The sequence below is a fragment of the Limnohabitans rimovensis (SeqCode) genome (assembly GCF_965234775.1).
In the GTDB taxonomy this organism is placed as follows: domain Bacteria; phylum Pseudomonadota; class Gammaproteobacteria; order Burkholderiales; family Burkholderiaceae_C; genus Limnohabitans; species Limnohabitans rimovensis.
The window spans coordinates 84,002-96,565 of record NZ_OZ248571.1; the positions used below are offsets into that span (position 1 = coordinate 84,002).

A 12,564-nucleotide genomic window follows, 5' to 3' on the forward strand; every position below is an offset into this window, starting at 1 on the left:
GGGTCTTTCAGGTGTGGGCCATCTGGCGCAATTTAAAGCGTTGCAATTTGCCGGTTTCGGTGCGCGGCAACTGCTCAACAAAAGTGATTTCACGCGGGTATTTGTAAGGGGCCAAGGTGGCTTTGACATGGTCTTGCAAGGCTTTGACCAATTCAGCGGAGCCCGTGTGGGGCGGGCGCAAAACGCAATAGGCCTTGATGATCATGCCGCGCTCCACATCGGTCTTGCCGACCACGCCGCACTCAGCCACGGCCGGGTGTTTGAGCAAAGCATCCTCAACTTCAGGGCCGCCCACGTTGTAACCCGCGGTGATGATCATGTCGTCGTCACGGGCTTGGTAATGGAAATAGCCGTCATCGTCTTGCATGAACGCATCGCCGGGATAGTTCCAGCCCGATTGCACATAGCGCTGTTGTCGCGGGTCATCGAGATAACGGCAACCGGTGGGACCGATGACGGCTAGGCGACCCACTTGGTTGCGCGGCAATTCGTGTCCGTGTTCGTCTACCACCTTGGCCTGATAGCCGGGCACAACTTTGCCAATCGCACCACGGCGCACCTCGTCGCCAGCGGAAGAAATGAATATGTGGAACATCTCGGTGGCGCCAATGCCATCGAGCATTTCCAAGCCGCTGGCTTGCTTCCACAACTGTCGCGTGGCGTCAGGCAAACCCTCGCCTGCGCTCACACTCAACCGCAGGCTGGGCACTTTACCGGGTTGGATGTGGGCTGCCATTTGGCGGTAAAACGTGGGCGCGGTATAGCAAATGGTGCATCCCACTTCGGCCATCACATCAACCATGGTGGCCGGTGTGTAGGGCTGGTCGTGGAAATACACCGAACAACCGGCCCACATCGGAAACACCAGCAAACCGCCCAAACCAAAAGTGAACGCCAAAGGCGGTGAGCCCATCACGATGTCGTGCGGCGTGGCGCGCAGCACATGGCGCGGCCAGGCTTCGCAAGCACTCAAGATGTCGCGGTGGCTGTGCGCGGCCGCTTTGGGTGTGCCAGTGGTGCCCGAGGTGAAGGCCAGCATGGCGATGTCGTCGGCGTGGGTGGCGCAAGCGCTGAAGTGGCCGTCATGGGCCGCAGCGCGCACCGCCAACGATCCGGGCGCATCCATCAAATTGAAGGGCACGATGGTGGCGAGCACCGGTTGCTGTTGCTGGGCCAATTCCAACTCATGCAGCAACGTGGCGTCGCACAGGGCCACGCTGGGTTGGGCTTTGGCGATGATCTCGCTCAACTCCTTGGCGCGCAGCAAGGGCATGGTGGCCACAGCCACCAAGCCGGCCTTGACCACACCCATCCAGGCCAAAGCCAAGCCGACCGAGTTGCCACCGCGCAGCAGCACCCGGTTGCCTGGAACCAGCCCCAAGTCGTGCACCAGCACCTGGGCAATGCGGTCGACGCGCTCGCGCGCTTCGCGGTAGCTCAAGGTGATGCGCGGTGAACGCAGCAAAGGGCGATCGCCCCAACCCTTTTCGCCGGCCCGGTCCAACAGCTCTTGCACCAAATTGAGTTGATCGGGAAAGTTCAATTCAGGCAGGTCGCGCAGCATCTGGGGATGCAGCGCTGCAGGGGGCAGGCGTTCGTTGACAAACCGGTCGATGTGTGCACTCATGTGGACACCCCTTTGAGAACAGATTTGCCCATGATGAGCAATTGCACCTCACTGGCCCCTTCGTAGATGCGCAAAGCGCGGATGTCGCGGTACAAGGCCTCCACTTTGACGCCCACTTCGACGCCGCGCCCGCCGTGCATTTGCAGCGCCATGTCAATCACGCGTTGGGCGTTTTCGGTGGCGGTGTACTTCGCCATGGCGGCGGCTTGGGTGTATGCGGCAGCATGTTCGCCGCTGCTGCCTTGGGTGTCGCGCATCCAAGCCGCGCGGTACGTGAGCAAGGCGGCGGCATCGACCAAGGCGGCCATTTCGCCCAAGCGCGCTTGGGTCAATTGAAAATCGGCCAGGGTTTGCCCAAACATGCGCCGGTTCTGGGCATATTGGGTGGCTTCGTGCAGGGCCCGGCGCGCCATGCCCAGGGCAGCGGCGGCCACCGATGCGCGAAAAATATCCAAGGTGCGCATGGCCAATTTGAAGCCGCCATGGGTGTCGCCCAATTGCGCTTGCGCGGGCAGGGCGCACTGGTGAAAGGTCAAGGTCGCCAAGGGGTGTGGCGACATGACGTGCAGGTGCGCCGTGCTGTCCAGGCCGGGGTTGTCGGCATCGACAATGAAGGCGGTGATGCCGCGCGCACCGGCTTGGGGGTCGGTTTTGGCAAACACCACATAAAAGTCGGCGATGCCGCCGTTGCTGATCCAGGTTTTTTGGCCGTTCAGCACATGACCTGCAGCGCTGGCTTGGGCGCTGGTCTGCATGCCCGCCACGTCGGAGCCCGCATCGGGTTCGCTCAATGCAAAGGCAGCGATCTTGTGCCCTTGTGCCACAGCAGGCAGGTATTGGGCTTGTTGTGCGGGCGTGCCCGCCAAGGTGATGGCGCCACTGCCCAGGCCTTGCATGGCAAATGCGAAATCGGCCAAGGGGGAATGCCAGGCCAGGGTCTCGCGCAGGATGACGAGCGCGCGCGAGTCCAGCTGCGGCAAGGCGCCGCCATGTGCCGCTGGCACACAGTAGCGCAACCAACCGCCTTGGCCCAAGCGTTGCACCCATTCGCGACAGGCTTGGCGGTCATCGTGTTCGTCCACCGCTTGGCTTGGGCACCAAGCGTGCAAGCCCTGCGCCAGCGTCTGGTGCTCAGGCCCAAAGAAAGGCAATTGCCATTGGGGTGCGCGCATCTCAGTCCCCTTTGAAAACAGGTTTTTCTTTGGCCGCAAAGGCTTTGTAGGCGCGGGTGAAGTCCTGGGTTTGCATGCAAATCGCTTGGGCTTGGGCCTCTGCCTCGATGGCTTGTTCCAGCGTCATGGCCCACTCTTGGTGCAGCATGGTTTTGGTCATGCCGTGCGCAAAGCTGGGCCCTTGGGCGATTTGCGCAGCCATTTTTTGTGCCGCTGCACCCACATCTTCACTGCTGTGCAGGCTGTTGAAAAAGCCCCAAGCCAAACCTTCCTGGCCGGTCATCGCGCGGCCGGTGTAGAGCAACTCGCTGGCCCGGCCTTGGCCAATCACGCGGGGCAGCAGGGCGCAAGCGCCCATATCGGCTCCTGCCAAACCCACGCGGGTGAACAGGTAGGCCACGCGTGCGGCATCGGTGCCCAGGCGCAGGTCGCTGGCCAGGGCGATCATCGCGCCCGCCCCAGCGCACACGCCATCAATGGCGGCCACGATGGGTTGCGGGCAAGCCCGCATGGCTTTGACCAAGTCGCCCGTCATGCGGGTGAAGTTCATCAACTCGGGCATGCTCATTTGGGTCAGGGGGCCAATGATTTCGTGCACATCACCGCCCGAGCAAAAGTTGCCGCCTGCGCCTTGCACCACCACCGCGCGCACATCGGTGGCATAGCGCAAAGCGTTGAAGCGGTCGCGCAATTCGGCGTAAGAGTCAAAGGTGAGGGGATTTTTGCGCTCGGGCCGGTTCAGCGTGACCGTGGCCACGCCGTCGTGGCAGGCCCAATGGAAGTGGGTGGCGGCTTGGCCCGCTTGCGCGCTGTATTGCGCATGCATGGGTTTGGGGGCGGTCATGTAATGGTTCACGGTGTCTCCGTTTCTGGGGTGGAATGGGCATGTTGCTTGACGCGCCCGAGTAATTTGTAGAGGGTTTGAATTTCTTTTTCATTCAAATTGTTAAAGGCCGACACGATCCAGGCTTCGTGCTGCTGGGCCATGTCGCGAAAGGTGTTTCTGCCCTTGAGGGTGAGGCGGATGCGCCAGGCGCGGCGGTCCTCCAGCACATCGAGCCGCTCAACCAAGCCCTCGCTGGCCAGCTGGTCGGTGATGGCGGTGACGTTGCCACCGGTGACCATCATGCGCCGCGACAACTCGTTCATCTTCATGCCGTCGGGGGAGCGCTCGAGTTGCGCCATCAAGTCAAAGCGGGGCAAGGTGGTGTCAAACTCGGTGCGCAATTGGTGGCGCACTTGCTTTTCAATCAGCTGGGTACAGGTGAGCAAGCGCAGCCACAGCCGCAAAGCTTCGGGGTGCTCGCTGTGGGCCCGGGCTTCCAAATCCATGGTGAACTCAACGCCCTGCGTGCAAGCTGCGGTAGAGCTGATCGCGCCCGCTTTCATAGGCGCGCGGCCACACCACATCGCGGCTGCCCAGCTTGGCCGCTTCGTGCAAAGTCCAGGCGGGGTCGGCCAAGTGGGGCCGTGCCACGGCACACAAATCGGCCCGTCCAGCGGCGATGATGCTGTTGGCATGGTCGGCTTCGCTGATCGCGCCGACGGCCATGGTCAGCACCCCCACCTCGTTGCGGATGCGGTCGGCAAATGGCGTTTGGTACATGCGGCCATAAACCGGTTTGGCTTGGCGCGTGGTTTGCCCCGAAGAGACGTCGATCACATCGCAACCGGCTTGCTTGAACAAGCGGGCCATCACCACTGCGTCGTCGTCGGTGTTGCCGCCCTCGGCCCAATCGTGGGCGGAGATGCGCACCGCCATCGGTTTGTGCGCCGGCCACACGGCGCGCATGGCCGCAAACACTTCCAGCGGGTAGCGACAACGGTTGTCGATGCTGCCGCCGTATTCGTCGCTGCGCAGATTGGTCAGGGGGCATAAAAAGCCCGACAACAAATAGCCGTGCGCGGCGTGCAGCTCCAGCCAATCAAAACCGGCTGCATCGGCGCGCTGGGTGGCGGCCACGAAGGCCGCGGTGGTGGCGTCCATGTCGGCGCGGGTCATGGCGCGTGGGGTGGCGTTTTGAGGGCCATAGGGCACCGCACTGGCGGCCATCAGCGGCCAATTGCCCTGGGGCAAAGGCTCGTCAATGGCCTCCCAGCCCACTTGGGTCGAGCCTTTGGCGCCGCTGTGGCCGAGTTGCAAGCCGATGTGGGTTTTTTGTTGGTGGGCAAAGTCAACGATGCGGGCAAACGCTTGTTGCTGGGTGTCGTTCCACAGGCCGGGGCAGGCCGGTGTGATGCGCCCTTCGGGGGTGGGGCTGGTCATCTCCACCATCACCAGGCCTGCGCCGCCCATCGCCCGTGCACCCAGGTGCACCAAGTGAAAGTCGCCCACCACCCCATCGGTGGCATGGTAGGTCGCCATGGGTGAGACGACGATGCGGTTTTTCAAGGTGACTTCGCGCACCTTCAAGGGTAGCAACATCGGGGCCACTGGCTTGCGGCCCGACAGCCAGGCTTCATAGCCCTCCAGCCACACCGGGTCGCGCAAGCGCAGGTTTTCGTGGCTGATGCGTTGCGAACGGGTGAGCAAAGAGTAGGTGAATTGCTCGACTTCCATGTGGGTGTAGCGGTCCACATGTTCAAACCATTCGGTTGAGTTGCGCGCGGCGTTTTGGATCTTCAGCACCTCGACACTGCGCCGCGCTTGGTAGGCTTTGAGCACCGTGGCCATGTCGTCATCGGGGTGTTGGGCAAAGGTCTGGGCCAAATCAATCGCGTCTTCCAAGGCCAGCTTGGTGCCGCTGCCAATCGAAAAGTGGGCGGTGTGTGCCGCGTCCCCCATCAGCACGATGGGGGTTTGGCGCCCACCAATGGCCTCCCAATGCACCCAGGAGTTGCAAATCACGCGCGGGAACTGAATCCAGATTGCCGAGCCGCGCAGGTGCGAGGCATTGCTCATCAAGGGGTTGCCGTCCAGGTATTTGGCAAACAGCTTTTCGCAAAACGCAATGCCCTCGGCCTGGTCCATTTCATCCAAGCCATGGGCGCGCCACACGTGCTCGGGCGTTTCCACGATGAAGGTCGAGGTCTCGCCATCGTATTTGTAAGCATGGGCCTGGAACCAACCGTGTTCGGTTTGCTCAAACGCAAAGGTGAAGGCGTCAAAGGTTTTGCGCGTGCCCAGCCAGACAAAGCGGCACAAGCGCGTGTCGATGTCGGGTTGGTAGGTTTGGGCATAGCGGGTGCGCACCCGGCTGTTGAGGCCGTCGCAGGCAATCACCAAGTCGGCTTGGTATTCCAAGGCCAGGGCCTGGTCATCGCTCACATCTTGTTCAAACAGCAGCTTCACATCCAGCTCTTCGCAGCGTGCTTGCAAGATGTTGAGCAAGCGTTTTCGCCCTATGCCACAAAAGCCGTGACCGGTGGAGCGAACACTTCGGCCTTTGAAAAACACCTCGATGTCATCCCAGTGGTTGAAGGCGTCGGCAATCAACTGCCCGGTGGGCGCGTCGGCTTGCTGCAAGTTCTCCAGCGTTTTGTCGCTGAACACCACACCCCAGCCAAAGGTGTCGTAGGGCCGGTTGCGTTCCACCACGGTGATGTGGTGTTGGGGATTTTGGGTTTTCATGAGCAGGGCGAAGTACAAACCCGCCGGCCCACCACCGATGCATAAGATATTCATACCCGAATTGTTGAGGCTTAAAGCAATCCTTGTCAAGCTCTGCGGCTATTTCTTTGATCTTGGGCAAAGCCATGGCACCAGCCTGGCGGTGCCGGGCAATTCACGGCGCACAATGCCACCATGATTTACAAATTCAAATCCAAGGCGGCGGGCGACTTGATTTTTCTGCCTGAAAACGCCCGCCAGGTCTTGTCCATCCTGGGTAAAGCGGATGTGGCGCAAGGCATCATCGAGCCAGCCGACATGGCGGCTGCCGTGCTGGCCTTGCAAGCGGCGGTGGCGCAGGCTGAGCAAGCACAAGCGCAGGCTGCCGATGAAGCCCGCGCCCGAGGCGAAAAGCCGCCACCAGCGCCCGCTGTTGGCTTGCGCCAGCGGGTGCAGCCCTTCATTGCCATGCTCGAGCGCTGCGAGCGCGCCCAGCAGCCCATCGTGTGGGGGGTCTGAGGTGGCGGTGCCGTTTTTCCAAGCCTTGTCGCCCGATCGGGTGCTGGATGCTTTGGCGGATTTGGGATTGGCGGTGGATGGCCGTTTGAGCGCCTTGAGCTCTTATGAAAACCGGGTTTATTTGGCCATGCTTGACGACAACAGCGGCGTCGTGGCCAAGTTTTACCGCCCCCTGCGCTGGCCTGAAGCGGCGATCAAGGAGGAGCACGCCTTTGCCAATCAGCTGGCCTTGGAAGACATTCCGGTGGTGGCCCCGCTGGTGTTGCACGGGCAACAACTGCACCATTTGGCGGTGGATGACGCCGAGCACCCGGGCTTTGGGTTCAGCGTCAGCCCGCGCCGGGGCGGGCGACAACCTGAGTTGGATGACCCCGAGGTGCTGGAGTGGATTGGCCGATTTTTGGCCCGCATCCACAACGTGGGCGAGTTGTCGGCCTTTGCCGACCGCCCCAACCTGGATGTGCAAACCTTTGGTGACGAGCCGCGCCAGTGGCTGTTGGATCAGCAAGCGGTGGCAGCCGAAGTCCTTTCAGAATGGTCGTCGCTCAGTGAGCAAGCCCTCACCTTGGTGGGCCAGGCTTGGACACAGGCGGGTGTCGGTCAAGAGGGCGGTGTGCGCGCCCTTCGTTTGCATGGAGATTGCCACCCCGGCAATATTTTGTGGACCCCCACCGAGCGGGCCGATGGCGGGCCGCATTTTGTCGACCTGGATGACGCCCGCATGGGCCCGGCGGTGCAAGACCTGTGGATGCTGCAAAGCGGCGAGCGCCATGAACGCACACGCCAGCTGGGTCAGCTGGTGGATGGGTATGAAACCCTGCGCGCATTGGATCGGCGCGAACTGGCCCTGATCGAGCCGCTGCGCACCTTGCGCTTGATCCACTACAGCGCTTGGTTGGCGCACCGGCGCGATGACCCCTCCTTTGCGGTGCACTTTCCTTGGTTTGATGGCCCCGATTACTGGCGCGGCCAGGTCCATATGTTGCAAGAACAAATCGAGGCCATGCAAGAACCCCCATTGGTGGTTTAAAACCCTGGCCGAAACAGGCCACCAGGGGTGATAGAGTGCACTGACTTGGGGCCTTCGCGATGATCGGCCCCTCACTGAGGAGACCTTATGAAATCATTCATCCAACCACGCCCTTGGCTGGCGGCAGTCATTGGTTTGACCAGTGTGTTGAGTTGCGTCACCGTGAGCGCACAAACTGCGCCCCCATTTCCTGGCAAGGCCATCACCATGGTGGTGCCTTTTCCGCCAGGTGGCGTGGCCGATATCGTGGCCCGCCCCGTGGCCGAAGCCATGGGGCGCGAACTCGGCCAAGCCGTGGTGATCGAGAACAAGCCGGGTGCGGGCGGCGGCATTGGCATGGGTCAAGTTGCCAAGGCCAAACCCGATGGTTACACCGTCTTGATGGCCCTGTCATCGCTGAGCGTGATCCCGGAGGCCGATGCCTTGGTCGGTCGCCCTGCCATGTATGGCCACACCGATCTGCGCCCGATCGCCCGCTACACCGCCGACCCGACGGTGTTGGCCGTGCGCGCCGACGCCCCTTGGAAAACCGCCAAAGACTTTGTCGACGATGCGCGCCGCCGCCCCAAGGCCATCAACTATGGTTCCTCGGGCAATTACGGCACCATGCATGTGCCCATGGAAATCTTGGCCCAAACCAGTGGCATTGCACTCACCCATGTGCCCTTCACCGGCGCGGGCCCAGCGGTGCTGGCCTTGTTGGGCGGGCAAATTGAAGCCGTTTCCACCGGGCCGGCGACCGTGTTGCAGCACGTGAAGGCGGGCAAGATCCGGGTGCTGGGCCATTGGGGTACCGGCAAGCTCGAGTCGATGCCCGATGTACCCAGCTTGAAGGACCAAGGCTTCAATGCCGAATATGCTCAGTGGTCTGGTTTGTTTGTGCCCAGTGGCACACCGGAAGCGGTGGTCCAACGCCTGCGCAGCGCAGCGCGCATGGCCGCACAAGACAGCAAGGCGCGCGAGGTCATCCACAATGCGGGCAGCCCGATCCAATTTCTGGACAGCGCTGATTTTGAAAAATACGTCCAAGCCGACATCAAACGCATGAGCGAAGTGGTGCGGCGCATGGGCAAATTAGAGTGAAAGCACCGATCATGACAAACTTATTCCCCCGTTGTCGCCATCTGCTCGCGTTGGTGGCTGCACTTGCCACTTGCACCTGGGCCGGGGCGCAAAGCTATCCCCAACGCCCCGTGAAAATCGTCGTGCCCTTTGCCACCGGCGGTCCGGCCGATAACTATGCGCGTTTTATGGCGCAGCGCTTGCAAGACGCTTTGGGCCAGTCCTTTGTGGTTGACAACAAGCCCGGGGCGGGCTCGGTCATTGGCACCGATGTGGCGGCCAAAGCCCCGGCCGATGGCTATACCTTGTTGCTGATGTCGAATGCCTCCACGGTGAACGAAACGCTGATCCCCAACAAGCCCTACAGCTTGCTGCGCGACTTTGTGGGCGTGGCCCCGATCAATTACTCGGACTTGGTGTTGGTGGCTTACCCCGGCACCGGCATGCAAAACGCGGCCGATCTGATCAAGCGCGCGCAAGCCCAACCGGGCAAGCTCAACTATGCGTCTTCTGGGCCGGGCACGCCGTATCACATGGCTGGCGAGTTGTTCAAAAGCATGGCCAAAATTGACCTGGTGCACATCCCCTACAAGGGCAGCTCGGGGGCGCGCACCGACGTGCTCGGTGGCCAAGTGGATTTGATGTTCGACGCCGTGACCACCATGACCGAGCAGGTCAAGGCCGGCAAAGTGCGCGCCATCGCCACCACCGGCCGCCAGCGCTCGGAGGTGTTGCCCGATGTGCCCACCTTGTCCGAGGCCGGCGTGCCCGGTTACGAGGCCACCATTTGGGTCGGCTTGATGGCTCCCAAGGGCACGCCCAAAGAAGTGGTCGATCGGCTCAACCAAGCGGTGTCGAAAATCGCTTCGCAAAGCGATATTCGCCAACTGTGGGCCAAACAGGGCGCGGTGCCGATGGTGATGAACCCAGCTGTATTTGACAAATACATCCAAGACGATGTGGCCAAGTGGGCCCAAGTCATCCGCAGCGCCAACATCAAAATGGATTGAGGTCATGGGCACATTGCACATTCTGAGTGGGGGCGCTGCACAAGGTTTGGTGCGCGCTTTGGCCGACGATTTTGAGTCGCAGCACGATCTGCACCTGAGCGGTACCTTTGGTGCGGTCGGCGCCATGAAGCAAAAACTCATCGATGGCGCGCCTTGCGATGTGCTCATCCTCACCCGCCCCATGGTGCAAGACCTGGTGCAACAGGGCTTGGCCGTGGAGGGCACGGCGCAGGATCTGGGCGTGGTCAAAACCGGTGTCGCCGTGTTGGCTGGACAAGCACCCGTGCCGGTGTCCACCCCCGATGCCCTGCGCCAAGCTTTGCGCCAAGCCAGTGCCATTTACTTCCCCGATCCGCAACTGGCCACGGCTGGTATCCACTTCATGAAGGTGTTGCAAAAACTGGGGCTGGCCGATGAACTGGCCGACCGCTTGCGGCCCCACCCGAATGGCGCCACCGCCATGAAGGCCATGGGCCTGAGCAAAGATCCCCAAGCCATTGGTTGCACCCAAGTGACCGAAATTTTGTCCACCCCCGGTGTGCAGTTGGTGGGCGACTTGCCCAAAGCGCATGAACTGGCCACGGTATATACCGCGGTGTTGGCCAAACGTGCGCGACAAGTTGAGATGGCCCAGGCCTTGATTGCCCACATGGCCAGCCCGTCTTTGTCCGATTTGCGCGCCGAACTGGGATTTTTGCCAGCATGATGCCAAGCCCGCACCGGGCCGTTGGCGTGCCCCGTCTACAGATCGTCGATGCCGCATGACCCAGTGATGGGCCATTCACCATGCAAACAAGCTTAATAAGGAGATCCCCCATGAATAACAAACCTTTGCGGATGTGGCGTCGCACGGCCTTGGGCGCACTGGCCGCTTCCCTGTTGTGGGCCACTGGTGTCAGCGCCCAAGACTTTCCCAACCGCCCCGTTCGCTTGGTCGTGCCCCAAGCACCGGGCGGCGGCACCGACATCTTGGCGCGCAACATGGCGCAAAAACTCACCGAGGTGTTGCGCCAAGCCACGGTGGTGGAAAACCGCGCCGGTGCAGGTTCATTGGTGGGCACCGAGTTTGTGGCCAAAGCCCCTGCCGACGGCCACACCTTGTTGATGGGCGGCATCTTCAACATGGTGATGAACAAAGCCTTGATCAAAAACCTTTCGTATGAGCCCGCGCGCGACTTCATCCCCTTGGGCTATATCTCGGCCTATCCGTTTGTCATGCTGGCGCGTCCCGATTTGCCGGTGAACAATTTGGCCGACTTGGTCAAGTACGGCAAAGAGCGCCCTGGCCGGCTCAGCTACGGCTCAGGTGGTGTGGGCACCTTGCAGCATGTGTGGGGCGCGGTGTTGCTCAGCAGCTTGGGCGTCGAGGCCTTGCATGTGCCCTTCAAGGGTGCTGCCCCCGCGCACCAAGAGATGATGGGCGGGCGCTTGGACGTGATGTTTGACAACATGTCAGCCTCTAAACAATATGTGCAGTCGGGCAAGCTCAAGGGCTTGGTGGTTTCATCTGCTGCGCGCAGCCCGATCCTGGCCCAGGTGCCCACCGTCAACGAAACCGGTTTGACCCGCTTTGAGGGCGAGAGCTGGTTTGGCATCTTTGCCCCCACCGGCACCCCGCCAGCCGTGGTGGCCAAACTGCGCGAAGCCATGGCCCAAATCAACCGCGAGCCCGAGTTCATTGCGCGTGTGGAGCGCGACGGCGGGCGGCTGCTAAACATCCCGCCGGCCCAGCAACAGGCATTTTTGCAAGATGAAATCGAACGCTGGGTGGGCTCGGTCCAAAAATACAACATCACTGCCGACTGATTTGCCGCGACCAGCGCCAGCACCGCGCGTGGGCTGGTGCGGGTCCGCTGGTGTTCGTTAGTGCGTGAGCGTGTCGAGGTGCAGTTGTGGTCTGCCTTCAGGCTTGGTTGCGCGCGGCGTGGTTGGCGCGAATTTCCTCGGCAAAGGCCGCTACCCAATCGGCACGGTTTTGCTTGCTCGGGTTGCCCACCATGTGCTGCTCGGTGCGGCGGGTGATCTCAGCGTCGCTCAAGTCCAAGTCCAGCGGCTCCAAATACGGCTGGGCAATGTGCCAAGGCGTATCGGTATAGACCTCAATGCGGTTGGCCTCGGGGTCGCGGAAATACAGCGACCATGAGTTGCCGTGGTCCACGCACTGGATCAAACCGGTGTCGTTGCGTGCGCGCACCCGCTGGTGCATCACCCGCAATCCATCGAGCTGCGGCACCCAAAATGAAATTTGCTGCAAACCGTAGCCCGGCCCATCGCCGGGGTGGCGGCCGCTCTCCATCACCAACTGGTGGTGGGACTGCGCATCGCGGCTCAAAAACACCACCTTCTCCCCGCGCACATCGCCACGGTCGGTGATCAAAAAACCCAGCACATCCGTATAAAACGCGGCCATGGTCTCGATGTCGCGCACAAACATGCCCATGTGGCGCAACTTCAGGTCAGGAATCATGGGGGCATCTCCAAGGGGTTTGAACAAACAGTGTGAGGTTGCCTCAGTGGGGCGGGGCGATTTTGCCTGACCTCTTTACCCGGCTAAGCCAGATGAGCTGGTTGAGCTGTTTGTGCTGGGCCCGCCC

The 12,564-nt window shown here is 61.5% G+C and carries 12 protein-coding genes; 6 read left to right on the forward strand and 6 right to left on the reverse strand.

All coding sequences use genetic code 11. The features are described from left to right. Positions 1–7: 7 nt before the first annotated feature. From AC8GFZ_RS16305 to AC8GFZ_RS16325, 5 genes are read right to left on the reverse strand one after another with little or no spacing between them, the layout of a single operon-like run. A complete protein-coding gene (locus AC8GFZ_RS16305) occupies positions 8–1,627 on the reverse strand; it encodes an AMP-binding protein (protein ID WP_506645977.1) in 1,620 nt (539 codons plus the stop codon). Continuing rightward, entirely contained in the window at positions 1,624–2,799 is a 1,176-nt protein-coding gene (locus AC8GFZ_RS16310; RefSeq protein ID WP_506645978.1) for an acyl-CoA dehydrogenase family protein, read from the reverse strand. The genes AC8GFZ_RS16305 and AC8GFZ_RS16310 overlap by 4 nt, the downstream gene beginning before the upstream one ends. Position 2,800: 1 nt before the next feature. Continuing rightward, the gene (locus tag AC8GFZ_RS16315; protein WP_506645979.1) at positions 2,801–3,655 is read right to left on the reverse strand and encodes an enoyl-CoA hydratase family protein; all 855 of its coding nucleotides are present in this window, start codon (positions 3,653–3,655) and stop codon (positions 2,801–2,803) included. Then, positions 3,652–4,131 carry a MarR family winged helix-turn-helix transcriptional regulator gene (locus tag AC8GFZ_RS16320; protein ID WP_506645980.1) on the reverse strand — a complete coding sequence of 160 codons (480 nt, stop codon included), beginning with the start codon at positions 4,129–4,131 and terminating at the stop codon, positions 3,652–3,654. The genes AC8GFZ_RS16315 and AC8GFZ_RS16320 overlap by 4 nt, the downstream gene beginning before the upstream one ends. A 7-nt stretch (positions 4,132–4,138) precedes the next feature. Next, positions 4,139–6,424 carry a bifunctional salicylyl-CoA 5-hydroxylase/oxidoreductase gene (locus AC8GFZ_RS16325; protein WP_506645981.1) on the reverse strand — a complete coding sequence of 762 codons (2,286 nt, stop codon included), beginning with the start codon at positions 6,422–6,424 and terminating at the stop codon, positions 4,139–4,141. Positions 6,425–6,544: 120 nt separating this feature from the next. On the opposite strand from AC8GFZ_RS16325, the gene AC8GFZ_RS16330 reads away from it, so the two are divergent. The 6 genes from AC8GFZ_RS16330 to AC8GFZ_RS16355 all read left to right on the forward strand — a co-directional run bounded on the left by AC8GFZ_RS16330 (position 6,545) and on the right by AC8GFZ_RS16355 (position 11,776). Continuing rightward, positions 6,545–6,868 (forward strand): DUF1840 family protein, encoded by a 324-nt coding sequence (locus tag AC8GFZ_RS16330; protein WP_506645982.1) that lies wholly within the window; start codon positions 6,545–6,547, stop codon positions 6,866–6,868. 1 nt (position 6,869) lies between these two features. Further along, positions 6,870–7,898 carry a serine/threonine protein kinase gene (locus tag AC8GFZ_RS16335; protein WP_506645983.1) on the forward strand — a complete coding sequence of 343 codons (1,029 nt, stop codon included), beginning with the start codon at positions 6,870–6,872 and terminating at the stop codon, positions 7,896–7,898. A gap of 87 nt (positions 7,899–7,985) precedes the next feature. Beyond that, positions 7,986–8,981 (forward strand): tripartite tricarboxylate transporter substrate binding protein, encoded by a 996-nt coding sequence (locus tag AC8GFZ_RS16340; RefSeq protein WP_506645984.1) that lies wholly within the window; start codon positions 7,986–7,988, stop codon positions 8,979–8,981. Positions 8,982–8,992: 11 nt separating this feature from the next. Beyond that, positions 8,993–9,970 carry a tripartite tricarboxylate transporter substrate binding protein gene (locus tag AC8GFZ_RS16345; RefSeq protein WP_506645985.1) on the forward strand — a complete coding sequence of 326 codons (978 nt, stop codon included), beginning with the start codon at positions 8,993–8,995 and terminating at the stop codon, positions 9,968–9,970. A gap of 4 nt (positions 9,971–9,974) precedes the next feature. Continuing rightward, complete coding sequence (locus AC8GFZ_RS16350) at positions 9,975–10,676, forward strand: molybdate ABC transporter substrate-binding protein (RefSeq protein WP_506645986.1); 702 nt, start codon at positions 9,975–9,977, stop codon at positions 10,674–10,676. 110 nt (positions 10,677–10,786) lie between these two features. Next, positions 10,787–11,776 carry a Bug family tripartite tricarboxylate transporter substrate binding protein gene (locus AC8GFZ_RS16355; RefSeq protein WP_506645988.1) on the forward strand — a complete coding sequence of 330 codons (990 nt, stop codon included), beginning with the start codon at positions 10,787–10,789 and terminating at the stop codon, positions 11,774–11,776. 97 nt (positions 11,777–11,873) lie between these two features. Here AC8GFZ_RS16355 and AC8GFZ_RS16360 read toward each other — a convergent pair whose 3' ends face one another. Beyond that, positions 11,874–12,437: a VOC family protein gene (locus AC8GFZ_RS16360; RefSeq protein ID WP_506645989.1), complete on the reverse strand. Its 564-nt coding sequence runs from the start codon at positions 12,435–12,437 to the stop codon at positions 11,874–11,876. Positions 12,438–12,564 lie beyond the last annotated feature (127 nt).

What these genes read in the sequence shown, in the direction of transcription:
- AC8GFZ_RS16305 (WP_506645977.1), bottom strand. Translation starts at nt 1,627, where the DNA reads ATGAGTGCACACATCGACCGGTTTGTCAACGAACGCCTGCCCCCTGCA.
- AC8GFZ_RS16310 (WP_506645978.1), bottom strand. Translation starts at nt 2,799, where the DNA reads ATGCGCGCACCCCAATGGCAATTGCCTTTCTTTGGGCCTGAGCACCAG.
- AC8GFZ_RS16320 (WP_506645980.1), bottom strand. Translation starts at nt 4,131, where the DNA reads ATGGATTTGGAAGCCCGGGCCCACAGCGAGCACCCCGAAGCTTTGCGG.
- AC8GFZ_RS16325 (WP_506645981.1), bottom strand. Translation starts at nt 6,424, where the DNA reads ATGAATATCTTATGCATCGGTGGTGGGCCGGCGGGTTTGTACTTCGCC.
- AC8GFZ_RS16330 (WP_506645982.1), top strand. Translation starts at nt 6,545, where the DNA reads ATGATTTACAAATTCAAATCCAAGGCGGCGGGCGACTTGATTTTTCTG.
- AC8GFZ_RS16340 (WP_506645984.1), top strand. Translation starts at nt 7,986, where the DNA reads ATGAAATCATTCATCCAACCACGCCCTTGGCTGGCGGCAGTCATTGGT.
- AC8GFZ_RS16345 (WP_506645985.1), top strand. Translation starts at nt 8,993, where the DNA reads ATGACAAACTTATTCCCCCGTTGTCGCCATCTGCTCGCGTTGGTGGCT.
- AC8GFZ_RS16350 (WP_506645986.1), top strand. Translation starts at nt 9,975, where the DNA reads ATGGGCACATTGCACATTCTGAGTGGGGGCGCTGCACAAGGTTTGGTG.
- AC8GFZ_RS16355 (WP_506645988.1), top strand. Translation starts at nt 10,787, where the DNA reads ATGAATAACAAACCTTTGCGGATGTGGCGTCGCACGGCCTTGGGCGCA.
- AC8GFZ_RS16360 (WP_506645989.1), bottom strand. Translation starts at nt 12,437, where the DNA reads ATGATTCCTGACCTGAAGTTGCGCCACATGGGCATGTTTGTGCGCGAC.